We start from the raw sequence: 23,343 nt of genomic DNA, 5'->3' as shown, positions 1-23,343 counted from the left end.
TCGCGCAAGCGTTACAGCGGGCGTACGACCGGCACACGGAATTTGCACGACAGCGCGTGCTAGAGGTTTCATGGCCGGTCCGTCTCGGGCCGGTCCCGGTTCCGGTTCCGAACCGGTGGCCCCCGCGAAGGCTGTAGCGTGGCCGACGGAGACCGTAACAACACCGCGCGCACCGCGGGCAGAAACGACGGCGAGGACTGATGGCACAGACGCAGCGCGCCCAGGGCCCGTCCGACCCCGAGGCGACTGGCGGCGGCATGTCGGACACGCCGGAGATGTGGGGCAACGGCGGGCTCGTCGGCGACGGCCGGTACCGGCTCACCCACCGGCTGGGCCGGGGCGGCATGGCCGAGGTGTTCGCGGCCGAGGACGTGCGCCTGGGCCGTCTGGTCGCCGTCAAGCTGCTCCGCGCGGACCTGGCCGAGGACCCGGTGTCCAAGGCCCGCTTCACGCGTGAGGCACAGTCGGTCGCCGGCCTCAACCACCACGCGATCGTCGCCGTGTACGACTCCGGCGAGGACTTCGTCGGCGGCCAGTCCGTGCCGTACATCGTGATGGAGCTGGTCGAGGGCCGCACCATCCGCGACCTCCTGATGAACGCGGAGGCGCCCGGCCCCGAGCAGGCGCTGATCATCGTCTCCGGCGTCCTGGAGGCCCTCGCCTACTCGCACCAGCACGGCATCGTGCACCGCGACATCAAGCCCGCCAACGTGATCATCACCGACAGCGGCGCCGTCAAGGTGATGGACTTCGGCATCGCCCGTGCCCTGCACGGCGCGTCCACGACGATGACGCAGACCGGCATGGTCATGGGCACCCCGCAGTACCTGTCCCCGGAACAGGCGCTCGGCAAGGCCGTCGACCACCGCTCCGACCTGTACGCGACGGGCTGCCTGCTCTACGAACTCCTCTCCCTCAGGCCCCCGTTCACCGGCGAGACCCCGCTGTCGGTGGTCTACCAGCACGTCCAGGACCTGCCGACCCCGCCGTCCCAGGTCGCCGACGCCTGCCCGCCGGAGCTGGACGGCCTGGTCATGCGCTCGCTCGCCAAGGAGCCGGACGACCGGTTCCAGACGGCCGAGGAGATGCGCGGCCTGGTCCAGTACGGCCTGCAGATGCTGTATGACCAGGGCGGCCACACCGGCACCTGGAACACCGGCCCGGTCGGGACGCACGACGGACGGCACACCCCGCCGGGCGGCTTCGCGGGCACGACGGCCATGCCCCACCCGATGGCCGGCTCCGGCACGACACAGATCCCGCAGCAGATCCTGCCCACCGGCTACGGCAACGGCGACGACGGCGGCTTCGAGGGGCACGGCAACAGGGGCGCCGGCCGCGGCAAGCTGTGGATCCTCGCCGTCCTCGCGGTGATCGCGATCGCGGCGGGCGTCGCGCTGGCCCTGAACGGCGGGGGCAACGGAAACGGCACGGGCACCGACACCAAGCCGCCGGCCACGCACACCAAGAGCACGAAGGACGACTCGGCCTCCTCCGGGCCCTCCGACGACAACACCGGCCGGCCCACCGACTCCTCCACGGACAACGGCACGGGCACCGGCTCCGGTTCCGGCTACACGCCCTCGTACACCCCGTCGTACACCCCGTCCCAGACGCCCAGCACGGGCCCGACCGGCCAGCCGACGGACCCGCAGACCTCGCAGTCGCAGCCGACGGACCCGCAGACCTCGCAGTCGCAGTCGACGGACCCGGCCGACGGCGGCGTGGACGGCGGTGCCACGGTCGGCACGGACGGCGGCGCCACGGGCGACACCACGGGCGACACCACTCCTTGAAGGACACCCACGCCGCCCGCCGCGACGGCGTCACCCTGAGGTGACGCCGTCCCCGGCAGGTCAGCCGGCGAAGGCGTCGCACACCGCCTCGTACTCGCGCGTCCACCACACCACGAGCGCCGAGGCGGCCGGGAACTGGCAGTCCGCGCGCGTGTCGCCGCGTTCGTAGTGCCAGCGCAGCATCCAGAAGTCGTTCAGCCGCTCCCACCACACCCGGTGCACGGCCGCCGCCAGCTCCGAGGGCGGAGCGCCGGCCGCGCGCCGGTACGCGCGCGCGTAGGCGCGCACCTTCGGCAGGTCCAGGGCGCCCGCGGGGCGCACGAAGAAGATCGCGGCGGCGCGTACGGCCTCCTCGGCGCGCGGCTGCACCCCGAGCCGGTCCCAGTCGACGATGGCCGCGGGGGCGTCGTCCTTGTAGAGCAGGTTGAACGGGTGGAAGTCCCCGTGCACCCAGCCCACCGAGCCGCCGCGCGGCGGGCGCCGTTCCGTGTGCTGCTCCAGGAGCGCGCGGCGTTCCAGCAGCCGGTGTCGGGCCAGCTCGTCGAAGGCGTCGGCGGGGCGGTGCCGGCTGACGTGGGCGAGCAGGTCGTCGATGAGGGCGAAGGTGTCGGTCGGGTCCGCGCTCTCCACGGGGTGCGGGCTGGTGGCCGGGCGCGTGCGCCCCTTGGGCGGCATCACGCGCTCCAGACAGGCGTGCACGGCGCCCAGCAGCGCTCCCAGGCGCGCGCTCTCCCCCCGCGTGAGCTGGCCCCCGTGGCGGTGCCTGCCGTCGATCCAGGGGTGCAGCGCATAGGCGTGGCCGCCGACGACGGCGACGGTGCGGCCCCCGCGGTGCGCCAGCGGCGGGGCGACCGGGACGCCGAGGTCGGCCAGGCGCTGGGTGGCCCGGTGCCGGCGCTCGATGGCGGCCGGGTCGGCCGTGTCGGGATCGAAGTGGTGCTTGAGGAAGTATCGGCCGCGAGTGGTGCACAGCCGGTAGCCGCGGTTGAGCAGGCCTTGGTCGACGGGATCACATGTGAGGGCGCTACCGGCGGCATACAGGCGCAGCAGGGTGCTCAGAGGGGGCGCGTGGGGCACGAGGGGTGGTACACAAGAGCGCGGCACGCGGCAGATGCTAGGGCACGAAAAGACGCTGTGAGCTGGGCCTTGTCACAGGCAGTCGCCGTCGATCGCATTCGGTCACGCGACGGTCTGCGGTGAACTGACGTAAGCGCCCTTAAAAGGTCCGACAAAAAGTGCCGCGCCCTAAAGACCTTCCGGTCCTTCCGGAATGCTTTCGGCTCTTCCCGAGACCAGGGTGACCGGGATAACGTGCGGGTGCTCCGGACTGGCCACAGGCCTGTGACCAGCGCGCTTCCGCGTCTCCTCGATTTACTTGGAAATCCAAGCAAAATCGCAGGTCAAGAGGGGTTTCACAGAAATGTGGAGCACTGGGTAACGTAATGGTTGCAGGGCGCTCGCCGGGGCACCTGTCACGCCTGTTCCCGGCCGAGTGGCACCCACCCCGTGCCCGGTGGTCGAAACAGGTGAGCCGCACTGGCCTACCGGCAACCCCGGGGGCCGGAACGACGGAGGAGCACACGTGACCGTGGACAGCAGTGCCGCGCGCAAGCCGCGACGCAGCGCCGCAGGCAAGGCCGGCACCACCGGCACCGACACCGGCACGGCCGGGAACAAGTCCGGAGCCGCCGGCACCAAGCGGACGACCACCCGCGCCACCGCGAAGAAGAGCACGGCCACCGAGCTCGTGCAGCTTCTGACGCCCGAGGGCAAGCGGGTCAAGAACGCCGAGTACGACGGCTACGTCGCCGGCATCACGCCCGACGAACTGCGCGGCCTGTACCGCGACATGGTGCTCACCCGCCGCTTCGACGCCGAGGCCACCGCCCTGCAGCGCCAGGGCGAGCTGGGCCTGTGGGCGTCCCTGCTGGGCCAGGAGGCCGCCCAGATCGGCTCGGGCCGTGCCCTGCGCCACGACGACTACGTCTTCCCGACCTACCGCGAGCACGGCGTCGCCTGGTGCCGCGACGTCGACCCCACCAACCTGCTCGGCATGTTCCGCGGGGTGAACAACGGCGGCTGGGACCCCAACAGCAACAACTTCCACCTGTACACGATCGTCATCGGCTCCCAGACGCTGCACGCCACCGGCTACGCCATGGGCATCGCCAAGGACGGCGCGGACTCGGCGGTCATCGCGTACTTCGGCGACGGCGCCTCCAGCCAGGGCGACGTGGCGGAATCGTTCACGTTCTCCGCGGTCTACAACGCCCCCGTGGTGTTCTTCTGCCAGAACAACCAGTGGGCGATCTCCGAGCCCACCGAGAAGCAGACCCGTGTCCCGCTGTACCAGCGCGCCCAGGGCTTCGGCTTCCCGGGCGTCCGTGTCGACGGCAACGACGTGCTGGCCTGCCTCGCCGTCACCAAGTGGGCCCTGGAGCGCGCCCGCAACGGCGAGGGCCCGACCCTGGTCGAGGCGTTCACCTACCGCATGGGCGCCCACACCACCTCCGACGACCCCAGCCGTTACCGGGGCGACGAGGAACGGCAGGCCTGGGAGGCGAAGGACCCGATCCTGCGCCTTCGCCGGTACCTGGAGGCGTCGAACCACGCGGACGAGGGATTCTTCGCGGAACTCGAGGCCGAGTCCGAGGCGTTGGGCAAGCGAGTGCGCGAAGCGGTCCGCGCCATGCCCGACCCGGACCACTTCGCCATCTTCGAGAACGTGTACGCGGACGGGCACGCGCTCGTCGACGAGGAGCGAGCGCAGTTCGCCGCCTACCAGGCGTCGTTCGCCGATGCTGAAGGGGGTCACTGAGATGGCCGAGAAGATGGCGATGGCCAAGGCCATCAACGAGTCGCTGCGCCGCGCCCTGGAGGCCGACCCCAAGGTCCTCGTCATGGGTGAGGACGTCGGCAAGCTCGGCGGTGTCTTCCGGGTGACGGACGGCCTGCAGAAGGACTTCGGCGACAGCCGGGTCATCGACACCCCGCTCGCCGAGTCCGGCATCGTCGGCACCGCGATCGGCCTGGCCCTGCGCGGCTACCGCCCGGTGGTGGAGATCCAGTTCGACGGCTTCGTCTTCCCGGCCTACGACCAGATCGTGACCCAGCTCGCCAAGATGCACGCCCGCTCGCTGGGCAAGGTCAAGATGCCGGTCGTCGTCCGCATCCCCTACGGCGGCGGCATCGGCGCGGTCGAGCACCACTCCGAGTCCCCCGAGGCGCTGTTCGCGCACGTCGCCGGACTGAAGATCGTCTCCCCGTCCAACGCCTCCGACGCGTACTGGATGATGCAGCAGGCCATCCAGAGCGACGACCCGGTGATCTACTTCGAGCCCAAGCGGCGCTACTGGGACAAGGCCGAGGTCGACGCCGAGGCCATCCCCGCCCCGCTGCACAAGGCCCAGGTCGTCCGCGAGGGCACCGACCTCACCCTGGCCGCCTACGGCCCGATGGTGAAGCTGTGCCAGGAGGTCGCCGCCGCGGCCGCCGAGGAGGGCAAGTCCCTCGAGGTCCTGGACCTGCGCTCGGTCTCGCCCCTCGACTTCGACGCCATCCAGGCCTCCGTGCAGAAGACCCGCCGCCTGGTCGTGGTCCACGAGGCACCGGTGTTCTTCGGCTCCGGCGCGGAGATCGCCGCCCGGATCACCGAGCGCTGCTTCTACCACCTGGAGGCCCCGGTGCTCCGGGTCGGCGGCTACCACGCCCCGTACCCGCCGGCCCGCCTGGAGGAGGAGTACCTGCCGGACCTGGACCGCGTGCTCGACGCCGTCGACCGCTCGCTGGCGTACTGAGGAGAAGGTCGTGACGACGATGACGGAAGCGTCCGTACGCGAGTTCAAGATGCCGGACGTCGGCGAGGGACTCACCGAGGCCGAGATCCTCAAGTGGTACGTGCAGCCGGGTGACACGGTCACCGACGGCCAGGCCGTGTGCGAGGTCGAGACCGCCAAGGCGGCCGTCGAACTCCCCATCCCCTACGACGGCGTGGTCCGCGAGCTGCGCTTCCCCGAGGGCAGCACGGTCGACGTGGGCACGGCCATCATCACGGTCGAGGTGGCCGGCGCCGCGCCCGCGCCCGCTCAGGCCCCGGCCGAGCAGCCGAAGGCGGAGCAGCCGAAGACGGAGCAGCCCGCCGAGGCCCAGGAGGAGCCGAAGCCGGAGGGCCGCCAGCCGGTGCTGGTCGGCTACGGCGTGGCCACCTCCTCGACCAAGCGCCGTCCGCGCAAGGGCCCCGAGGTCACCGTGCCGGCACCGGCCCAGGCGATCCAGTCGGAGCTGAACGGCCACGCCCCCGTGGCGGACCGGCCCCGCCCGCTGGCCAAGCCCCCGGTGCGCAAGCTGGCCAAGGACCTCGGCGTCGACCTGGCCACGGTCGTCCCGTCCGGCCCGGACGGCGTCATCACCCGCGAGGACGTCCACGCGGCGGTCACCCCGAAGGCCGCCGAGCCGGTCGCCGAGGCCCCCGCCGCCGGCGTCCCCGCGCCCGCCGTCGCCACCGAGGGCGCCCGCGAGACCCGCATCCCCGTCAAGGGCGTGCGCAAGGCGACCGCGGCGGCCATGGTCGGCTCGGCGTTCACGGCACCGCACGTCACGGAGTTCGTGACGGTGGACGTGACCCGCACCATGAAGCTGGTCGAGGAGCTGAAGCAGGACAAGGAGATGCAGGGCAGGCGGGTCAACCCGCTGCTGCTGATCGCCAAGGCCCTGCTGGTCGCGATCAAGCGCAACCCGGACATCAACGCGTCCTGGGACGAGGCGGCGCAGGAGATCGTGGTCAAGCACTACGTGAACCTGGGCATCGCCGCGGCCACCCCGCGCGGCCTGATCGTGCCGAACATCAAGGACGCGCACGACAGGACGCTGCCCCAGCTGGCGGACGCCCTCAGCGACCTGGTGTCGACGGCGAGGGACGGCAAGACGTCCCCCGCCGCCATGCAGGGCGGCACGGTGACCATCACCAACGTCGGCGTCTTCGGCATCGACACCGGCACGCCGATCCTCAACCCCGGCGAGTCGGCGATCCTCGCGGTCGGCGCGATCAAGCTCCAGCCGTGGGTCCACAAGGGCAAGGTCAAGCCGCGCCAGGTCACCACGCTGGCCCTGAGCTTCGACCACCGCCTGGTCGACGGCGAACTGGGCTCCAAGGTCCTGGCCGACGTGGCCGCGATCCTGGAGGAACCGAAGCGGCTGATCACCTGGGCGTGAGGCACTGACCACCGAGTGACCCCGGACACCGCGAGAGGGCGGCCGCGAGACGACTCAGCGGCCGCCCTCTCGCGACGCGCCACCCGGAGCACGCGACAGCGGGCCGGGAAGCCCCGGGGATTCGGGGATCAGTCCTCGCCGACCTGGATCAGCACGACGAACCGATCCCTGTCGGTACCGGCGACGAGACCGTCGAAGGTGCAGCCGGAGAGGCCGCTCCAGCACCCTTCCAGCTCCGCCTCGTAGTTGGACCACCAGTGGGCCCCGGGCCCGAGCAGCCCCGCCACCCGGCGGGCGAGGGCGTCCGCTTCGGCCTGTTCCTTGAACCGGGCCCCGGGCCACACGAGACACGTGGCGGCGAAGCGGCCCATCAACTCCGTCGCCCGCTGCGCGCCGAAGGCCTCCAGCGACGCCTCGACCTGCTGGACCGGGACGGGGCCCTGCGGGTCCGAGGCGTACTGCCGCCAGTCCTTCCACAACTCCCGCAGCAGACCGTGCACCTCGCACGCGACGGCGGCCCGGACGCCGTTCAGGCCGTCGGTCGTCGCCGGGAGCCGTCCGGAGCGGACGTACACCCGCTGCCGGTGTGCCAGTCGCTTCATCAGCGGCGCGAGCTCGTCCGGGCGCTGGCGCCCCGTGTCGGTCATGCCCCGGGATGCCGCCCGGGGCGCGGGGCGGCGAGTCGTGCGGCTACGAGCGTCAGCCAGGCGCCGGGCGAGTACGGTGCCGGCGGGTCGACCTCCATGCCCAGTTCGGCGACCGCGAGGGCGTGGTCGGACTCGTCCAGGTGCAGCGCGAGCAACTCGTGGAGTTCCCCGACGAGTCGCGCGACGAGCTGGGGGTCGGTGGAGTCCCGGTAGTCGTCGACGGCGGCATCGTGATCCGTGAACTCGTCCGGCATGTCCTGCGAGAACCAGCCGCCGAGGAACTGGCCGAGCTCGGGGAACCGGGCGTGCCACTCCCAGTGGGTGGCGGGCGCGGCGGGGGGCGGTACCTCACCGGTCTCGATGCTGTGCCTGATGTGGTCGGCGAGGCAGTACAGCCACGGCTGGACCTCGTCCTGGGACAGGCCGACGTCGGGTACGGCGTAGAACTCGCCGAGGCGCAGCCGCAGTCGGCCCGGGGGGTTGTCCGCGTAGTCCCGCAACTGCCGCTCGGCGAGGGCGAGGGCCCACGGCCGGCTGTGCCAGGTGTGCCGGAGGTACGCGGTCAGCGCCTGGCCGGGCCGTTCCGGGGTGTCGTCGGCGGGCTGCCCCAGATAGGCGCGCATCACCTGGTCGAGTTCGCCGTGGCGGCGGTCGTGTTCGAGGGGGCTCAGGGGCACGGTGGTCAGCCTCTACGGGTGTCTGCGGTGTCTACAGATAGACCGGGAACGTGGCGTGGACGGCGAATCCGTGCGGCCGGGACGCGTCGCGCCTGAGCACCACCCGGGCGGCCCGCACATCGACCGGCTCCCGGCCGGCCAGCATCATCGCCTGCAGCAGCACGCGCCCGACGGGTTCGTCCCGTGACGGCCAGGCCGCCTCGATCGTCAGCCGTGAACGCGTGGACCGGGCGAGCCAGCGGTGGACGACCTGCTCGTTCGCGGTGACGACGTGCTGGGTGGCCCACTGGGCGGTCTCGCGGTCGGGGTAGGTGGCGGAACGGGTGGGCACCGGGGCGGGTGCTTCGGGCGGCGGGGCGGTGTTCTCGTCAGCGTTGCCGGCGTTGTTCACGGAGTCCGTCCAGAAGGGTCGATGGGGCTTCGGGTGGCTGGCCACGGCTCCGCGTGGCATTCCGTCACGTCGCGTCGAAGGACCAGAAGAGCCCTACTTCCGCGCTGGACACCGCGATCAGTCCGAGATCCCAGTCGTACCGTGAGACGGGTGCGCAGCCGGTGATCTCCTCGTAGAAATCGGGGGCGGCCGATCCGCTTCGGCCCTGACCGCCTCCGCCCGGAAGTCCGGAATTCGTGTGGAAGACCGTCTCCGGGGGGAATCGGGAAAGGATGACGCGCGCCTTCCGTTCGAGTTCCGGCCGCCGGCTCTCGAAGTCGTTGCGGGCGGTCTCCCGGGGGACGTCCAGCCATGTCGTGGCCAGCATGACGAGCAGCCTTACCACCGATTCCCGCGGTACCACCAGCAGTTGGCGCCGCCATGCCTCTTCTTCCTCTCCGCCGGCAGGGGGCGGGACGAAGGGGAAGACGGGGTCGTCCAGGCGTTCCTCCTCGCCTTCGTCGACGTCGATCCATTTCCAGGACCGGGGATCCGTCACCTCTCGGCGCATCAGGGCCGCGACGTCCCGCACCCAGTCCTGATGCGCACGAGGTCCCACCAGGACGTACGAGTAGCGCGCCTCGTACATGGCGAGTGCCTCGGCCCAGGCCTCGGCATCCGGGGACGACATGCGGCTCCTCCTGACGGCGATCGCCCTGCGCGGCGAAGTCTCGGGGTTATTCGGGCATGGAGGTGACGACGACGAACGGCGGATTCAGGGAGCCATCATATTTGAGGCGGGTGGCGACTCCGTGGGCGTCGGTCACGGGCGTCGGGCGCCCGTTGACCACCCTCGACGTCCGCCCGGTGACCGGGGGCACGGCCAGCGGGTTGCCGGCCGCCGGGCCCACCGCAGGCACCGAGAAGACCTTGGTCGGCGGGTTGGGCGGGTTTCCGGTGGCGAGCCATGCGTCGATCTCGGGGGTTCGCTGCCGAATGCAGTCCAGCGTGTAGTTCTGGGCCGTGTCCAGGTCGGGGAAGGAGGATGCCGCCGGAATCTTCGGCTCTCCGTTTCCCTTGGCCTGGTCGCGCAGCCGCTGCAGCAGCTGGGCGTCGGTCTTCCCCACGTGTTTGTCGATGGTGTGACCGCCGTAGAGGTCCTCCTCCATGGCCAGGTCGATCGTGTACTTGTAGGGGAACGGATTCTCCCCGTTGAGGATTTTGTGTTCCTGCTTGAAGTCGTTCAGCGAACGGCCGCCGAAAGCCTCGGCTCTCGCCTCTTCGGCGACGAACGTCGGCGCGCTCCTGAGCGCTTCCTCCAGCTCCCATTCCAGGGCGGTCAGCGTGGTGGCGGCCTCGTGGAATTTCTGCTGGTAGATCTCGACGGCCTTGTCCGCCGCCGCTCGGTCCATATGCTTCCGGAACGTCCAGACCAGTGTCGCGAACATCTGGGGGCCCGCGAGTTCGAGGATCTTCAGCGGGTTGCCGCTCGACAGTTCCTCCACCATGCCCTGGGCGGCCTTCTTGGCGAGCTCGGTGGTGGTCTGACGGCATGCGTGCGCGGCCTGGGCCAGGTCGGAGCAGGTCGTGTGCAGGGTTTCCGCGGTGTGGTGGAGAACCTCCAGGATCGGCCGGCGTTGCGCGGGCGCGACGGTGCCCGAGGTCTTCCAGCTGCGGCCGCCCTGCTGCGCGATCTGCCCCTGTGCGTCCCGGGTCCTTCCCCAGGCGGTGGTGCCCCAGATGGACTGGCAGAAGGCCTTCATCGCCGTCTGCCACTCGTGGTTGCCGCCCGGGTCCGTCATGTAGCCGATGGCGCCGGTGAAGGTGTCGCCGGCGTGGAGCGCGGTCTTTCCGGCCTCCTGCCATGCACTGGCCATGCCGTTGAGGTCGTCCTCACGGGCGCCAGGGGTTATTTCATGGGTCTTGCCCAGGTTCAGGCCGTACTCGACGGCGGGCCGGATGACGTCCGCGAGGAAGTCGGGTATCTCGCCGAGAGCGCCTGAGATCGCCCAGGAGTCGGCGTCCCGGCCGGTCCCGGACCATTTGATGTCGTTGATCTTCCCGTAGTCGGGCGCCTTGTCGATGACGGCGGGCGGGGTGCGGCGGGGCGGCGGGCCGTACATGCCCCGCGAAGCCCAGTCAGCGGCCTGGTAGTTGTTGGCCGTCAGGGTCAGGCCGACGGCTACGCCGCCGACGCTCACCACGCTGGTGGCCCAGACCTCGACGAACTTCTCGGCGATCTGCAGGTAGGCCTCGGCGAAGGCGTCGGGTCCCGATCCCGTGCCCGCCGACTGGCTGTACTGATCGAGGGCGCTCACCAGCGTGGTCGCGCCCTTGTCGTAGTCGAACTGCCCGTCGCGCACCACGGCCGAGGTGTAGTACAGGTGCTGCGGCTTCAGATCGAATCCACCACCGGCGTCCGGGGCCGTCGTTGTGAGCTGGTCCCGCTCCCTCTGGCGTTCGGCATCGCTCGGCCGAGTCCCCATCAGGCCGCTCCCCAGCCGCGCAGCACCGCCCGGTGGGCGGCCGTGTAGTTGGCGTGGCCGGTGGTGACGTACGCGTGCAGCCACTTCTGCGCCGCCTGGAGGTCCTGGGCGGTGCGGTCCCACTCGTCGAGCTTCTGGACGAAGATCTCGCGGGCCTCGCCCTTCCAGGACAGGACGACGGGCTCGGTGCGGTCGTAGAGGTCGTCGAGCTTGCGGTTGAGCTGCTTGAGGATGTCCTCCAACTCCACGGCGAGATCCCGAAGTGTGGCGAAGGACACCGATATGTGGTCGTCGGCAGGATGCGATCCGGTCGACATGTCACCCCCCGTTGCTCCCTGCGTGTGCCGAACCGCAGGTACGTCATGGCTGCTCGTATCAGTACGAGTCGAGACTGCTGCGCGGCTGCGACGGTCCGGCGGCCGTCGTCCCGGTCTCCACGTTCGGAGTGGAGAGCTTGTCGACCTCGCTGTCGATGTCGACGTGGATGCCGCGCATTCGTTCGAGTATGTCCAGATCCCGTGTGGAGAAGCCGTCCCGGCTGAGCCGTACCGCCTCCTCCAACTGCTTCATCACTTCACGGATGCGGACGGCGTCCCCGGCGGCCGCGCGGTGGAACTCCCGGTACGTCGTGGCGGCCGGTCCGCTCCAGCCGGCCTCGATGCGGTCGACGAGTTCGTCCATGCGCCGGACCTGCTTGTCGAGATGGTCCTGCATGTCGTCGAGATCCGACGCGAGCTTGGTCAGATCCTTGGGCGACACGTGGAGGTCGGCGCCTTTGCCGCTCTCGGACCCCGTTTTCCGAACCATGTCCTGTGCGTCCCCCCGACACATAGGCAACACCGCCACCTCAGTTGACGCCGCCATCCTACGGACGGCCGCCGACACCGGGGCAGGTACTTTCACCGGCCGTTCTCAAGAACGCACAAAGCGCGCACGAAAACGTGACGGAGTGACAGCACGGCCCGTCGCGCCACCCCGGCCGGTTCCCGGGCAGCAGAAAGGGCCCGTCGCCGGCTGCGACGGGCCCCGGTTGCGGCTCTGGGTCAGCCGAGCTTGGCGAAGCCGTAGTTGAGGAGCTTCTTCGCGTCCGCCTCGCGGTTGGGGATGGAGGTGGAGGAGAGCACGGTGCCGATGACGGTCTTGCCGCCCCGGGTGGCGGCGAAGACCAGGCAGTAGCCGGCCTCGGGGCCGGAGCCGGTCTTCACGCCGATGGTGCCGCTGTAGCTGCTGAGCAGCCCGTTGGTGTTGGTCCACGCGGCCATCGTGCGGGTGCCGCCCGACTTGGTGATCGTCTTGGCGGTGTACGACTTCGTCTTGACGACCGTGCGGAACGTCGAGTTCTTCATCGCGCTGCTGGCGATCTTCGTCAGGTCGCGCGGCGTCGAGTAGTTGTCGCCGTTGCCGATGCCGTCGAAGGAGTCGAAGTGGGTGTTCTTCAGACCCAGGCTCTTCGCGGCCGAGTTCATCTTGCCGATGAAGCTGCTGACACGCGCGGCGCGGGTGGAGCCCGAGCCGTAGGTGTCGGCGAGCGCGTAGGCGGCGTCGCAGCCGGACGGCAGCATCAGGCCGTACAGCAGCTGGCGGACGGTGACCTGGTCGCCCACGATCAGGTGGGCCTGGGAGGCGTTGTTCTTGACGACGTAGTCGCTGTACGCCTTCTGGATCGTCACCTTCTTGTCGAGGTTGAGGTTCGACTGCGCGAGCACGACCTTGGCGGTCATGATCTTGGTGGTGGACCCGGTGGACCGCTGGGTGTCCGCTGCCTTGGTGTACAGCGTCGAACCGCTCGTGTTGTTCATCACGTAGCCGCCCTTGGCAATGATGGAGGGCGTCGTGACGGCCTGCGCGGGCGTCGCGGTGAGGGCACCGGTGGCGAGCAGCGCGCCGGAGGATACGGCGACGGCGGTTGCTCTGCGGAGGCGGGTGCCCTTAATGCCGGTAATCAAGTGATGTACCCCGATTGTCTTGAATGCCCCTGAGGTGCGGCCGAGTTGACTGGCAAGAAAGTGGGGCCGCACGTGTGTGACACGTAAGTAGCACAGAAGGTTGTGCGGTTGGTGCAGGGGATTTTCGCCACGTCCGCATCCTGGACGCCGCCGCCGCTTGCGTACGTGTTGTATCTATCCTGTCGGCATGAACACGGCCGTCCAGCAGCCCGCCCCGACCATGAAGCAGCCACCCGCGGCAGACCGCGTCTACACGCACGTCAAGCAGGGCGTCCTCGACCGCCGCTACGAGGGTGGGACCCTCCTGACCGAGGGGGAGCTGGCCGAGGCCGTCGGCGTCTCCCGCACCCCCGTGCGGGAAGCGCTGCTGCGGCTGGAGGCCGAGGGCCTGATCCGGCTCTACCCGAAGAAGGGCGCCCTGGTCCTGCCCGTCTCCGCGCAGGAGATCGCCGACGTCGTCGAGACCCGGCTGCTGGTGGAGGCGCACGCCGCCCGCAAGGCCGTACCCGCACCGCCGGGCCTGGTCGAGCGGCTGACCGAGCTGCTGGAGAAGCAGAAGGCGCAGGCCGCCGCGGGCGACTTCGCCGCGGCCGCGGTGACCGACCGCTGCTTCCACGCCGAGATCGTCCGCAGCGGCGGCAACGAGATCCTCTCCCGGCTCTACGACCAGCTGCGCGACCGCCAGCTGCGGATGGGCGTCGCCGTCATGCACTCGCACCCCGACCGGATCGCCAAGACGCTCGCCGAGCACGGGGAGATCCTGGACGCCCTGCGCACCGGGGACGCGGAGGCGGCCGTCGGCGTCGTACACCGGCACGTGAGCTGGTTCTCGCACCTCGCGCGGGGGGAGGTCCGATGACCAAGGCCACCCTTCCGGGTGACCCGCCGGGCGGCCGGCGCGCGGTTGCCGTGTGGTCCATAGGCGTCGCCGTCTACTTCGTCGCCGTCATCTTCCGTACGTCACTCGGAGTGGCCGGGCTCGACGCGGCCGACCGCTTCCACGTGAACGCCTCCGCCCTGTCCACCTTCTCCATCCTCCAGCTGCTGGTCTACGCCGGCATGCAGATACCCGTCGGCCTCCTCGTCGACCGCCTCGGCACCAAGCGGGTGCTGAGCATCGGCACCGTACTGTTCACCGCCGGGCAACTGGGCTTCGCCTTCTCCCCCTCCTACGGCACCGCGCTCGCCTCCCGCGCACTGCTCGGCTGCGGCGACGCGATGACCTTCATCAGCGTGCTGCGCCTCGGCAGCCGCTGGTTCCCGGCCCGGCGCGGACCGCTCGTCGCGCAGCTCGCCGGCCTGGTCGGCATGGCGGGCAACCTGATCTCCACCCTCGTCCTCGCCCGGCTGCTGCACAGCGTCGGCTGGACACCGGCGTTCGCCGGCAGCGCGCTGGCCGGAGTCGTCGTCCTCGTACTGACGCTGCTGTTCCTCAAGGACCACCCCGAGGGCCACGAGCCCGGGCCGTCCCCGCACCAGGGCGCCGCCTACGTCCGCCGGCAGATCGCCGCCTCCTGGCGCGAGCCCGGCACCCGCCTCGGCCTGTGGGTGCACTTCACCACCCAGTTCCCGGCGATGGTGTTCCTGCTCCTGTGGGGCCTGCCCTTCCTGGTCGAGGCACAGGGACTCGGCCGGGCCACCGCCGGCGAACTGCTCACCCTGGTCGTGCTCTCGAACATGGTGGTCGGGCTCGTCTACGGCCAGGTCGTCGCCCGGCACCACGCGGCGCGGCTGCCGCTGGCGCTCGGCACGGCCGGGGCGACCGCGCTGCTGTGGGCGGCCACGCTGGCCTACCCGGGCGCGCACGCCCCGATGTGGCTGCTCGTGGTGCTCTGCACGGTGCTCGGCGCCTGCGGACCCGCCTCGATGATCGGATTCGACTTCGCCCGCCCGGCCAACCCGCCCGAGCGACAGGGCACCGCGTCCGGGATCACCAACATGGGTGGTTTCATCGCCTCGATGACGACGCTCTTCGCGATCGGCGTACTGCTGGACGCGACCGGCGACGACTACACCGTGGCCTTCTCCGCCGTCTTCGTCCTCCAGGCCCTCGGCGTCAGCCAGATCCTGCGGCTGCGCTCACGCGCGGCCCGGCGCGAGGAGCGGCTGGTGGCGAGCCGGGTGGAGACGGTGCACGTGCCCGCCGCGTGAGTCAGCGCCCGTCCGGCACCAGGGTGAGGTACGCGATGCCCAGCACCCCCCGGTAGCTCATCCACTGCGCCCGGTGCCGGTCGAGGCGCTCACGCGTCTCGGCCGCCAGCGGATGCCCCGGATGCCCGGCGAGCCAGACCTCCAGGTCCGCCTGGTACGCCGACTCGAACTCCTCCCACTCCGCCTCGCTCGCCGTCTCCGTCCACTCCGGCCGGAAACCGGCCTCCACCGCGAGGTCGAGGAGGGTCCCGAGGTCGTGGTGGTCGGCGGCGGTGGCCCCCGGCCACATGCCGGCCAGCTCCCTCCCGCCGGGCGGACGCTGCCAGAAGCCCTCGCCGAGCAGCACCCGCCCGCCGTCGGTGACCAGCCGCCGCAGCTCCCGCAGCGCCTCGGCGGTGGGCGGCTCCGCAGCGCTCAGCGCCTGGGTCGCGCCGAGGCACAGCACCAGGTCGGCGGGGCCGCGCCGGGTACCCACGGCCGACTCCTCGACGAACTCGGCCCGCGCCGACAGCCCGCGGGCCTCCGCATTGCGACGCCCCCGGGCGAGATCCTCGCCGTTCACGTCGACACCGGTGCCACGGGCGTCCGGTACGGCCTCCAGCACGCGCAGCAGCAACTCGCCCCAGCCGCAGCCGATGTCCAGCACGGTGCCGGGGCGGCCCGCGGTGAGCCGCCGGACCATGGCGGTCGCCCGGGACTCGGAGAGGGGGCCGTGGAAGGTGAGACGGGTGAGCCTGGGTGGGAGCGTCATGCCGGGCACGCTAGGACGCCCCTCGATCCACGCACCACCTGTTTTGGCGGCCGGCCGTGGGGCGGAGCGGACCGCGACCGCTACGGGGTCACCGTGAAGTTGTTCAGGATCGCCGCCGTCACGTCCGGGTCGCCCTCGGTCTTGATGTGGTCGGCCACCGCCTCCGGCGCCACCCGGCCGCAGGCCAGCCGGACGTACGTCTCCCAGTCGAGGGTGAGCGCGGCCACCGGGCCGAGCGCGGGGGCGCTCTCCAGGGTGCCCCGGCCCTGGATGTCGACGCGGATGGTGCGCAGGAACTCGACCGGCCCGTGCACGTCGAAGACGACGGCCGAACTGCGCGGCGCCTCGGCGTCCTTCGCCACCACCCTGGGCAGCGCCTCCAGCAGCACGTCCCGCACGACGTGCGCCCCCGGCGAGTCCAGGTTGCCGGGCCGGCCGAGAGCCGTACGCAGGTCCTGCTCGTGCACCCAGACGTCGAACGCGCGCGCCCGGTAGGCCTGTTCCAGGGTGACCTCCGTGCCCAGCGGACCACGCACCTTCGTACCGGGCTCGCGGGCCTCGTTGCGCAGCTGGCGGTTGCGGCGGATGACCGTGTACTCCAGCTCGGCCGTCATCTCCGGCGCGGTGTGGTGACGGCGGATGTCCACCTGGATCTCGTTGTAGCGCTGCTGCTCGGTCGTGACGTGGAACAGGTCGCGCGGCAGGGAGTGGATGGGACGCGGATCGCCGAGCATCTCGCAGTCCAGGCCGATGACGTGCGACACGATGTCCCGCACCGACCAGCCGGGGCACGGGGTCCGCCGGTTCCACTCGCCCTCGGCCAGCGACTGCACGATCTCGGATATCGCGTCGATGGAGTGCGTCCAGGCATCGGCGTAGGGCTGGAGGGTGGGATGCAGACTCACGGAACGGGACCCCTCGGCGGTTGGTACACGGGCAGGTTGTGGCGGCGTTGCCAGCGGGCGGCGGCTGCACTTCGGCGGGCGTCTTGAGAGGCTAAGTTACGCTGCTGGCAGGCACCCCGGCAGTGCTTTCGTGTGACGATCGTAGGCCTGTGTGGACGACTCGAATGCCAGGACGGTGGTAGTGTGCGCGCCTCTCTGATCCAGATCGCCGTCGACGAGGGGGAACCGGTCGCCTCGCGCAGGCAGCGGGCGGCCGCGCTGGTACGGGAGCAGGCCGGGGCCGACCTCGTGATTCTGCCCGAACTGTGGACCACCGGCGCCTTCGCCTACGAGGAGTTCGGCCGCGAGGCCGAGCCGCTCGAAGGGCCCACCTACGAGACCATGGCCAAGGCCGCGAGCGACGCGGGCGTGTGGCTGCACGCCGGGTCGGTCCCGGAGCGGGACCCCGACGGGCCGCTCTTCAACACCTCCCTCGTCTTCTCCCCCTCCGGCGCCCTGGCCGCCGTCTACCGCAAGATCCACCGCTTCGGCTTCGACAAGGGCGAGGCCGTGCTGATGGGCGCCGGACAGGACCTGGTGACGGTCCGGCTGCCCGGGACCACGCTGGGCCTCGGCACCTGCTACGACCTCCGGTTCCCCGAGCTCTTCCGCGGACTCGTCGACGCCGGCGCCGAGCTGCTGGTGCTCCCGGCGGGCTGGCCCGAACGGCGACGCGCGCACTGGACGCTGCTGGCTCAGGCGCGGGCGGTCGAGAACCAGGCGTTCGTGCTCGCCTGTGGAACGGCCGGGACCCATGCCGGAGTTCCGCAGGCCGGTCACTCGATCGTGGTCGATCCGTGGGGCGAGGTGCTCGCCGAGGCGGGTCCGGACGAGGAGGTCCTCACGGTCGACCTCGACCCGGCGAAGGTGGCGGCCACCCGCGAGCAGTTCCCCGCGCTGAAGGACCGCGTCCTGGGCCTGGCACCGCCGAAGCGCTGACGCCCACGCGCCGACGCCCACGCGCCGACGGCCCACCGGTGACCCCCGGCGGGCCGACGGCACGCACCCGTCAGTCGTGCTCCCGTTCCTTCTCCGCCAGGTGGATCACACACACCGCCACCGCGATCAGCAGCGCCGGATCCGCGTCGTCCCGTACGACGTCCACGCCGTACGTCTCGCGGATGTGCAGCCAGCGCCGGGAGATCACCGCGAGCAGCTCGCCGTCGTACTCGACGGCGAACTCCCGGTCGAGGATCTTGCCGCTGACATCCAGTTCGGTGCCGTCCACCAGGGCGACCCGGTAGTGGTTGCGCAGCAGCGACAGCCGTTTGCGCCGGATGGTGGCGAGGCCTTCGCCGTCCCGCTCGATCACCATCGTGTCGCGCAGGGCGAACATCTTCTGGTGGATGTCGATCAGGACCCGCCCGTGGGCGTCCTTCAGCTCGAAGGTGTCCCGCAGCCGCATCGCCTTGCCGTCGACGAGGAACACCTTCTGCCCGTGCTCGTCCTCGATCCAATAGTCTTCACCGATGCCGAGGAGCCGGTCGCGTACGAGGAATCTCATGTCCTTAGCGCTTCCCCGGTACGGCGTGATCCTCACGGGACGCCCGGCCCGAACCGCCTGCGGTAAGCCGACGGACTGAGCCCCGTCATCCGGCGCAGCCGTGCCCGCAGGTTGGCCGCCGTGCCCAGCCCGCTGCGGGCCGCCACCACGTCCAGCCGCTCCTCGCCCCGCTCGATCAGCCGACAGGCCAGCGCGACCCGTTCACCGGTGAGCCAGGCCAGCGGGGTGGTGCCGAGCTGGGCCCGGAAACGGCGGTGCAGCGTGGCCGGGCTGACCGCCGCGCGGGCCGCGAGCCCGGCCACCGTCAGCGGCTCGCCGATCCGCTCCTGCGCCCAGGCAAGCAGCGGGCCGAGCGACTCGTCGGGCACCTCGGGCACGGGGCGCTCCACGAACTGCCGCTGCCCGCCGTCCCGGTGGGCGGCGAAGACCAGCCGCCGGGACACGGCGTTGGCGCGTTCGGCGCCGTGGTCGCGGCGCCAGATGTGCAGGCCGAGGTCGAGCGCGGCCGCGCTGCCCGCCGCGGTCAGGATGTCGCCGTCGTCGACGAACAGCACGTCCGGCTCCAGCAGCACCCTCGGGTGCCGCGCGCGGAACGAGTCGGCCCACAGCCAGTGCGTCGCGGCGCGGCGGCCGTCCAGCAGCCCGGCCTCGGCGAGCGCGAAACTCCCGGTGCAGAAGCTGACGAGACGCGCCCCGCGCGCGTGGGTGCGCCGGACGGCGTCGAGGACCTCGGGGTCGCGCGGCACCACGTTGTCGGGGCGGCCGGGCACGATCAGGGTGTCCGCCCGGTCCACGGCCTCCAGTCCCGGCAGGCCGCTCATCGTGAACAGGCCGTGGTTCATCCGCACCTCGTGGGCGGGCGTGCACAGCGTCACCTCGTACAGCGGTCCGGACAGTCCGAGTTCCGGCCGGGGCAGCCCGAACAGCTCGGTGGCGACGCCCACCTCGAAGGGGTTGGTGCCCGCGTCGACGATCACGACGACCCGGTGCGGGGCGTGAGAGGATCCTTGCGCCATGTGCGATTCCTAGCACTCGTCCGCGCCGCGGGCCAGGGCCGAGGATGACGGCATGAGCAGCGAACCCATCTCCCTGGACAAGGCGCTCGCCTCCTTCACCGAGCGGTGGAGCCCGCGCATCGTCACGGCCGTCAACGACTACGACGTCCGCGTCGCCAAGCTGGAGGGCGAGCACATCTGGCACGTCCACGACCACACCGACGAGTTCTTCCTGGTCCTGGAGGGCGAACTCCACATCGGCCTGCGCGAGCCGGCCGGTGAGCGCACGGTCGTCCTGCCCAAGGGCTCGGTGTTCACCGTCCCGCGCGGCATCGAGCACAAGCCGTACGCCCCCGTCCCCAGCGAGATCCTCCTCTTCGAGCCGACCGGCACCCTCACCGTCGGCGACCGCCACGAGGAGGTCCCCGCCCACATCGACGCGACCACGGGCCACGCCCTGCCCTGACCTGGGTGCGGCGGGCCGGCTGCCGCCGGTCCTGGCCGGCTCGGCCAGCCAGGACCCCTGACGGGCGGTCAGCGGCGGCGCGGGCGCGGCGCCAGCTTGAAGACGGCGATGCCGGCGGCCACCAGCGTGGTGGCCGCCACCATCATGGCCATGCTGTTCATCCACAGGCCGGTCGCGGCCAGCGTGGCCCCTCCGGCGCCGGTGGTGCCGGCGCCGATCACTCTTCCGTACATGCTTGTCTCTCCTGGTGGTTCGGGGGTGTCGGGGGGTGGGTCTCAGGTGGCCACCCACTTCTCCTCGCTGCGGCGCAGCAGGCCCCACAGCGACGAGAAGTAGACGGCGTGCTGGAACAGGTCGTAGAGCATCTCCGGGATCATCAGCACGGCGACGAGGACCGCGAGGGGTCCGGCGCGGCGTACCGAGACCGTCTTCTCCAGCACGAAGATCAGGCCGATCGAGGTCCAGAACGGCGAGAGGCCGGGCCAGCCGTAGAGGGTGATCGACATGGTCATGAAGGTGAGGTAGACGAGGAAGGACAGCGCGCCGAAGCCCATCAGGAACTGCTGCACGAAGTAGCGGGCGGTGACCTTGGTCCAGCCGTAGTCGCGCAGGTTCTCCAGGGCGCCGCGCTGCCAGCGCAGCCGCTGGTGCCACAGCTTGGGCAGGGTGGTCATCACCTCGGTGGTGACGGCGCAGCCGGCCGGGGACATGGTGCGGTAGCCGAGGGTCTTGACCGCCTTGGTCATCTCGTCGTCCTCGGTGAGCGAGGCGAGGCTGTAGTAGCCGGCGCCGCCGCCGATGAGCCCGGAGCGGCGGGCGGCCCGCACCTCGCGCAGCACCCGGGCCTGGAACATGGTCCCGGTCCCGGTGAGCACCTGTGCCTTGCCGCCGGTGCGCTCCAGTTCCCAGGCGTAGCGGTGGAACTCCATGCGCTGGAGGAGGCCGAGGAGTCCGCCGCCCTCCTCGCCGTAGAAGACCCCGCCGACGGCGCCGACCCTTCGGTTGAAGGTGCTCTCGGCGGTCTCGGTGAACCAGGGGTCGAGGACGGTGTCGGCGTCCTGCACGAGCAGCAGGTCGCGGTCGTCCATGTGGGGCAGGATCCAGGCGATGGCCTGGTTGAGGGCGCCGGCCTTCTTGTGGGTGTTGCCCTGGGTGTGGAAGACCTGGGCGCCGTGCCGGGAGGCGATCCCCGCGGTGGCGTCGGTGCAGTTGTCGGCGACGACGACGATCAGGTCGGGGCGTCGCTCCTGGTTCCACAGGCCCTCGATGGCCGCGGCGATGCGGTCCTCTTCGTTGTGGGCCGGGATGAGCACCGCGAGGCGCGGGCGGACGGCGGGTTCCTCACGTGCCGCGTGGGCCCGGCGGGCGGCGTGGCGGGCGGCGCGTCGCGACCGTGCGGCGTGTGCCGGGTCGGCTGCCGTCGGCGCGGCGAGGTCGAGCATGGCGGGAGCCCCCGAGATGGTGCGCAGGGGTCCGCCCCTCTTCCCCCCGGGCCCCCGTCGACCCAGAGTCTTCACGATATTCACACATTCCCACAAGCCGACGCACATCACGGATTGGGCAACGTGCCCGGTCCTGCCCCGCTGTGGGTGTCATGTACCTTTCAAGCCGGGACGACGTGTACCGGCCGCCCGGCGCGGGGGGTCCCGGCCGGCGGCCGAACACCGGCGTCGGCGGGCCGCCCGCCGGTGCCGTCCGCACTCACACGCCGTAGCCGTCGCTGTAGCCGTCGACGTGGTGGTGACGCGGTTCCTCCTCCACCACCGGCGACGGGGGCATGACCACCCGCCGGCGGCGGGCGATGCCGCTGAACGTCGCGACGCCGATCAGGCCCACGGCCATCAGGATCACACCGACGACGGTGAGATTGACGCCGTGCATGTGCCAGTCGGTCGCGAACGTCAGGATGGCGCCCACGGCGATGAGGATGATGCAGCCGCCGAGTCCCATGAGACCTCGCCTCCCCTTCCGGTTCCGGAATCTCCGGTGCCGTCCGGGTACCCGGCGGTTCCCGTACTAGCCCTCCAGGAAGGCGGTCAGGGCGTTCGCCAGCAGGAACGGGTCGTCGGCGCCGCACAGTTCGCGCGCGCTGTGCATCGAGAGGATCGCGACACCGATGTCGACCGTGCGGATGCCGTGGCGGGCCGCGGTGATCGGGCCGATGGTGGTGCCGCACGGCATGGAGTTGTTGGAGACGAACGACTGGAAGGGCACGCCCGCCCGCTCGCAGGCGGCGGCGAACAGCGCCCGGCCCGAACCGTCCGTGGCGTAGCGGTTGTTGACGTTCACCTTCAGGATCGGGCCGCCGTTGACCCGCGGGTGGTGCGTCGGGTCGTGCCGCTCCGCGTAGTTGGGGTGCACGGCGTGGCCCGTGTCGGAGGACAGGCAGACCGTGCCGGCGAAGGCGCGGGCCCGGTCCTCGTACGAGCCGCCGCGCGCGAACACCGAGCGCTCCAGCACCGATCCGAGCAGCGGGCCGTCGGCGCCGGTGTCGGACTGGGAGCCGTTCTCCTCGTGGTCGAAGGCGGCCAGCACCGGGATGTGGGTGAGCGGGGCGCCGGAGGTCGCGGCGGCGGCCAGCGCGGCCGCGCCGGCGTGCACCGACAGCAGGTTGTCCATGCGCGGCCCGGCGACCAGCTCCCGGTCCCGGCCGAGGTAGGCCGGCGGCTCCACCGGGTGCACCATCAGGTCCCAGCCGGCCACCGAGCCGGCCGCGAGCCCGGCCTCCTGCTCCAGGAAGGCGATCAGGTCGCCGTCCAGCACGTCGTTGCCGAGGCCCCACACCGGCTGCAGATGCCGCTGCTTGTCCAGCTTGAGCCCCTCGGTGCTGACCGAACGGTCCAGGTGGATGGCGAGCTGCGGGACGCGCAGCAGCGGCCGGTCCACGTCGACCAGGGCCGTGGAGCCGTCGCGCAGGGTCAGCCGGCCGGCCAGGCCGAGGTCCCGGTCCAGCCAGGAGTTCATCAGGGGGCCGCCGTAGATCTCCACGGCGACCTGGCGCCAGCCGTGCGCCCCGGTGTCCGGGCGCGGCTTGATCCGCAGGTTGGGGGAGTCGGTGTGCGCGCCGATGATGTGGAAGGGCGTGTGGGCCTCGGCGCCCTCCGGGACGTACCAGGCCACGATGGCGCCGCCGCGCAGCACGTACCTGCCGCCGCTCGTCCCGTCCCAGGCGTCCGTCTCGGCGACCTGCCTGAAGCCCGACTTCTCCAGCCGCTCGGCGGTGTTCGCCACCGCGTGGTACGGGGACGGGCTCGCCGCCAGGAAGGACATCAGGTCGTCGGTGTGGCCGCGGTCGAAGCGGGCTGGTGCGCTCATGGGATTCACCTTAACGACGTGCACGGGCCCGCTCCCGGTAAGGGGAGCGGGCCCGTGCGGGGAATCGACGGGGACGTCCAGAAG

25 protein-coding genes are annotated in these 23,343 nt (G+C 71.2%); 8 read left to right on the top strand and 17 right to left on the bottom strand.

Translation table 11 applies throughout. The features are described 5' to 3' along the window. Positions 1 to 200 precede the first annotated feature (200 nt). Positions 201 to 1,796: a protein kinase domain-containing protein gene (locus ACZ7FF_RS10090; RefSeq protein WP_470810997.1), complete on the top strand. Its 1,596-nt coding sequence runs from the start codon at positions 201 to 203 to the stop codon at positions 1,794 to 1,796. A gap of 60 nt (positions 1,797 to 1,856) precedes the next feature. Here ACZ7FF_RS10090 and ACZ7FF_RS10085 read toward each other — a convergent pair whose 3' ends face one another. After that, positions 1,857 to 2,873 (bottom strand): phosphotransferase, encoded by a 1,017-nt coding sequence (locus ACZ7FF_RS10085; protein ID WP_470811451.1) that lies wholly within the window; start codon positions 2,871 to 2,873, stop codon positions 1,857 to 1,859. 505 nt (positions 2,874 to 3,378) lie between these two features. On the opposite strand from ACZ7FF_RS10085, the gene pdhA reads away from it, so the two are divergent. The 3 genes from pdhA to ACZ7FF_RS10070 are packed head-to-tail and all read left to right on the top strand — an operon-like array spanning position 3,379 to position 7,007. Next, a complete protein-coding gene (pdhA, locus tag ACZ7FF_RS10080) occupies positions 3,379 to 4,614 on the top strand; it encodes a pyruvate dehydrogenase (acetyl-transferring) E1 component subunit alpha (RefSeq protein WP_470810995.1) in 1,236 nt (411 codons plus the stop codon). A 1-nt stretch (position 4,615) separates the two neighbouring features. Beyond that, positions 4,616 to 5,593, top strand: a complete 978-nt coding sequence (locus ACZ7FF_RS10075; RefSeq protein ID WP_470810993.1) for an alpha-ketoacid dehydrogenase subunit beta — start codon at positions 4,616 to 4,618, stop codon at positions 5,591 to 5,593. Between the two features lie 10 nt (positions 5,594 to 5,603). After that, entirely contained in the window at positions 5,604 to 7,007 is a 1,404-nt protein-coding gene (locus ACZ7FF_RS10070) for a dihydrolipoamide acetyltransferase family protein (RefSeq protein WP_470810991.1), read from the top strand. Positions 7,008 to 7,135: 128 nt separating this feature from the next. Here ACZ7FF_RS10070 and ACZ7FF_RS10065 read toward each other — a convergent pair whose 3' ends face one another. From ACZ7FF_RS10065 to ACZ7FF_RS10030, 8 genes are all read right to left on the bottom strand, one after another. Next, complete coding sequence (locus tag ACZ7FF_RS10065; protein ID WP_470810990.1) at positions 7,136 to 7,654, bottom strand: hypothetical protein; 519 nt, start codon at positions 7,652 to 7,654, stop codon at positions 7,136 to 7,138. Beyond that, on the bottom strand, positions 7,651 to 8,331 hold the full coding sequence (locus ACZ7FF_RS10060) for a contact-dependent growth inhibition system immunity protein (RefSeq protein ID WP_470810988.1): 681 nt from the start codon (positions 8,329 to 8,331) through the stop codon (positions 7,651 to 7,653). The genes ACZ7FF_RS10065 and ACZ7FF_RS10060 overlap by 4 nt, the downstream gene beginning before the upstream one ends. 31 nt (positions 8,332 to 8,362) lie before the next feature. Continuing rightward, positions 8,363 to 8,662, bottom strand: a complete 300-nt coding sequence (locus tag ACZ7FF_RS10055) for an RNase A-like domain-containing protein (RefSeq protein WP_470811450.1) — start codon at positions 8,660 to 8,662, stop codon at positions 8,363 to 8,365. 124 nt (positions 8,663 to 8,786) lie between these two features. Then, positions 8,787 to 9,392, bottom strand: a complete 606-nt coding sequence (locus ACZ7FF_RS10050) for a hypothetical protein (RefSeq protein WP_470810986.1) — start codon at positions 9,390 to 9,392, stop codon at positions 8,787 to 8,789. Positions 9,393 to 9,438: 46 nt separating this feature from the next. Next, positions 9,439 to 11,187: an RNase A-like domain-containing protein gene (locus ACZ7FF_RS10045; protein WP_470810984.1), complete on the bottom strand. Its 1,749-nt coding sequence runs from the start codon at positions 11,185 to 11,187 to the stop codon at positions 9,439 to 9,441. Then, positions 11,187 to 11,504, bottom strand: a complete 318-nt coding sequence (locus ACZ7FF_RS10040; protein WP_470810982.1) for a WXG100 family type VII secretion target — start codon at positions 11,502 to 11,504, stop codon at positions 11,187 to 11,189. The genes ACZ7FF_RS10045 and ACZ7FF_RS10040 overlap by 1 nt, the downstream gene beginning before the upstream one ends. Before the next feature lie 58 nt (positions 11,505 to 11,562). Then, the gene (locus ACZ7FF_RS10035) at positions 11,563 to 11,994 is read right to left on the bottom strand and encodes a WXG100 family type VII secretion target (RefSeq protein ID WP_470810981.1); all 432 of its coding nucleotides are present in this window, start codon (positions 11,992 to 11,994) and stop codon (positions 11,563 to 11,565) included. Between the two features lie 236 nt (positions 11,995 to 12,230). Further along, positions 12,231 to 13,133, bottom strand: a complete 903-nt coding sequence (locus ACZ7FF_RS10030; RefSeq protein WP_470810979.1) for a D-alanyl-D-alanine carboxypeptidase family protein — start codon at positions 13,131 to 13,133, stop codon at positions 12,231 to 12,233. Between the two features lie 187 nt (positions 13,134 to 13,320). Here ACZ7FF_RS10030 and ACZ7FF_RS10025 point away from each other — a divergent pair, with 187 nt between their 5' ends. Together ACZ7FF_RS10025 and ACZ7FF_RS10020 are read left to right on the top strand one after the other, a co-directional pair. After that, positions 13,321 to 13,992 (top strand): GntR family transcriptional regulator, encoded by a 672-nt coding sequence (locus ACZ7FF_RS10025; protein ID WP_470810978.1) that lies wholly within the window; start codon positions 13,321 to 13,323, stop codon positions 13,990 to 13,992. Then, positions 13,989 to 15,284 carry an MFS transporter gene (locus ACZ7FF_RS10020; protein ID WP_470810977.1) on the top strand — a complete coding sequence of 432 codons (1,296 nt, stop codon included), beginning with the start codon at positions 13,989 to 13,991 and terminating at the stop codon, positions 15,282 to 15,284. Before ACZ7FF_RS10025 ends, ACZ7FF_RS10020 begins: the two co-directional genes overlap by 4 nt. A gap of 1 nt (position 15,285) precedes the next feature. Here the strand turns inward: ACZ7FF_RS10020 and ACZ7FF_RS10015 are convergent, their stop codons facing one another. Next, positions 15,286 to 16,035 carry an SAM-dependent methyltransferase gene (locus ACZ7FF_RS10015; RefSeq protein WP_470810975.1) on the bottom strand — a complete coding sequence of 250 codons (750 nt, stop codon included), beginning with the start codon at positions 16,033 to 16,035 and terminating at the stop codon, positions 15,286 to 15,288. Positions 16,036 to 16,115: 80 nt separating this feature from the next. Continuing rightward, positions 16,116 to 16,940, bottom strand: a complete 825-nt coding sequence (locus ACZ7FF_RS10010) for a maleylpyruvate isomerase family mycothiol-dependent enzyme (RefSeq protein ID WP_470810973.1) — start codon at positions 16,938 to 16,940, stop codon at positions 16,116 to 16,118. Positions 16,941 to 17,123: 183 nt separating this feature from the next. Here ACZ7FF_RS10010 and ACZ7FF_RS10005 point away from each other — a divergent pair, with 183 nt between their 5' ends. Next, positions 17,124 to 17,918: a carbon-nitrogen family hydrolase gene (locus ACZ7FF_RS10005; RefSeq protein WP_470810971.1), complete on the top strand. Its 795-nt coding sequence runs from the start codon at positions 17,124 to 17,126 to the stop codon at positions 17,916 to 17,918. A gap of 70 nt (positions 17,919 to 17,988) precedes the next feature. Here ACZ7FF_RS10005 and ACZ7FF_RS10000 read toward each other — a convergent pair whose 3' ends face one another. Next, a complete protein-coding gene (locus ACZ7FF_RS10000) occupies positions 17,989 to 18,483 on the bottom strand; it encodes an LURP-one-related/scramblase family protein (RefSeq protein WP_470810969.1) in 495 nt (164 codons plus the stop codon). A 32-nt stretch (positions 18,484 to 18,515) separates the two neighbouring features. Then, on the bottom strand, positions 18,516 to 19,499 hold the full coding sequence (locus ACZ7FF_RS09995) for a GlxA family transcriptional regulator (protein ID WP_470810967.1): 984 nt from the start codon (positions 19,497 to 19,499) through the stop codon (positions 18,516 to 18,518). A 52-nt stretch (positions 19,500 to 19,551) separates the two neighbouring features. On the opposite strand from ACZ7FF_RS09995, the gene ACZ7FF_RS09990 reads away from it, so the two are divergent. Beyond that, complete coding sequence (locus tag ACZ7FF_RS09990; RefSeq protein WP_470810965.1) at positions 19,552 to 19,944, top strand: cupin domain-containing protein; 393 nt, start codon at positions 19,552 to 19,554, stop codon at positions 19,942 to 19,944. A 68-nt stretch (positions 19,945 to 20,012) separates the two neighbouring features. On the opposite strand, the gene ACZ7FF_RS09985 is transcribed toward ACZ7FF_RS09990, so the two are convergent. From ACZ7FF_RS09985 to ACZ7FF_RS09970, 4 genes are all read right to left on the bottom strand, one after another. Beyond that, entirely contained in the window at positions 20,013 to 20,177 is a 165-nt protein-coding gene (locus tag ACZ7FF_RS09985; RefSeq protein WP_167382888.1) for a hypothetical protein, read from the bottom strand. Positions 20,178 to 20,219: 42 nt separating this feature from the next. Then, positions 20,220 to 21,386, bottom strand: a complete 1,167-nt coding sequence (locus ACZ7FF_RS09980) for a glycosyltransferase family 2 protein (protein WP_470810963.1) — start codon at positions 21,384 to 21,386, stop codon at positions 20,220 to 20,222. Positions 21,387 to 21,645: 259 nt separating this feature from the next. Then, a complete protein-coding gene (locus tag ACZ7FF_RS09975) occupies positions 21,646 to 21,894 on the bottom strand; it encodes a DUF6458 family protein (protein WP_470810961.1) in 249 nt (82 codons plus the stop codon). A gap of 66 nt (positions 21,895 to 21,960) precedes the next feature. Next, positions 21,961 to 23,259, bottom strand: a complete 1,299-nt coding sequence (locus tag ACZ7FF_RS09970; RefSeq protein ID WP_470810959.1) for a M18 family aminopeptidase — start codon at positions 23,257 to 23,259, stop codon at positions 21,961 to 21,963. Positions 23,260 to 23,343: the final 84 nt, after the last annotated feature.

This window comes from Streptomyces sp. NPDC037126, assembly GCF_055605965.1.
The sequence above is the reverse complement of the archived record's forward strand: the minus strand, read 5'-3'. Positions and strand labels throughout refer to the sequence as shown.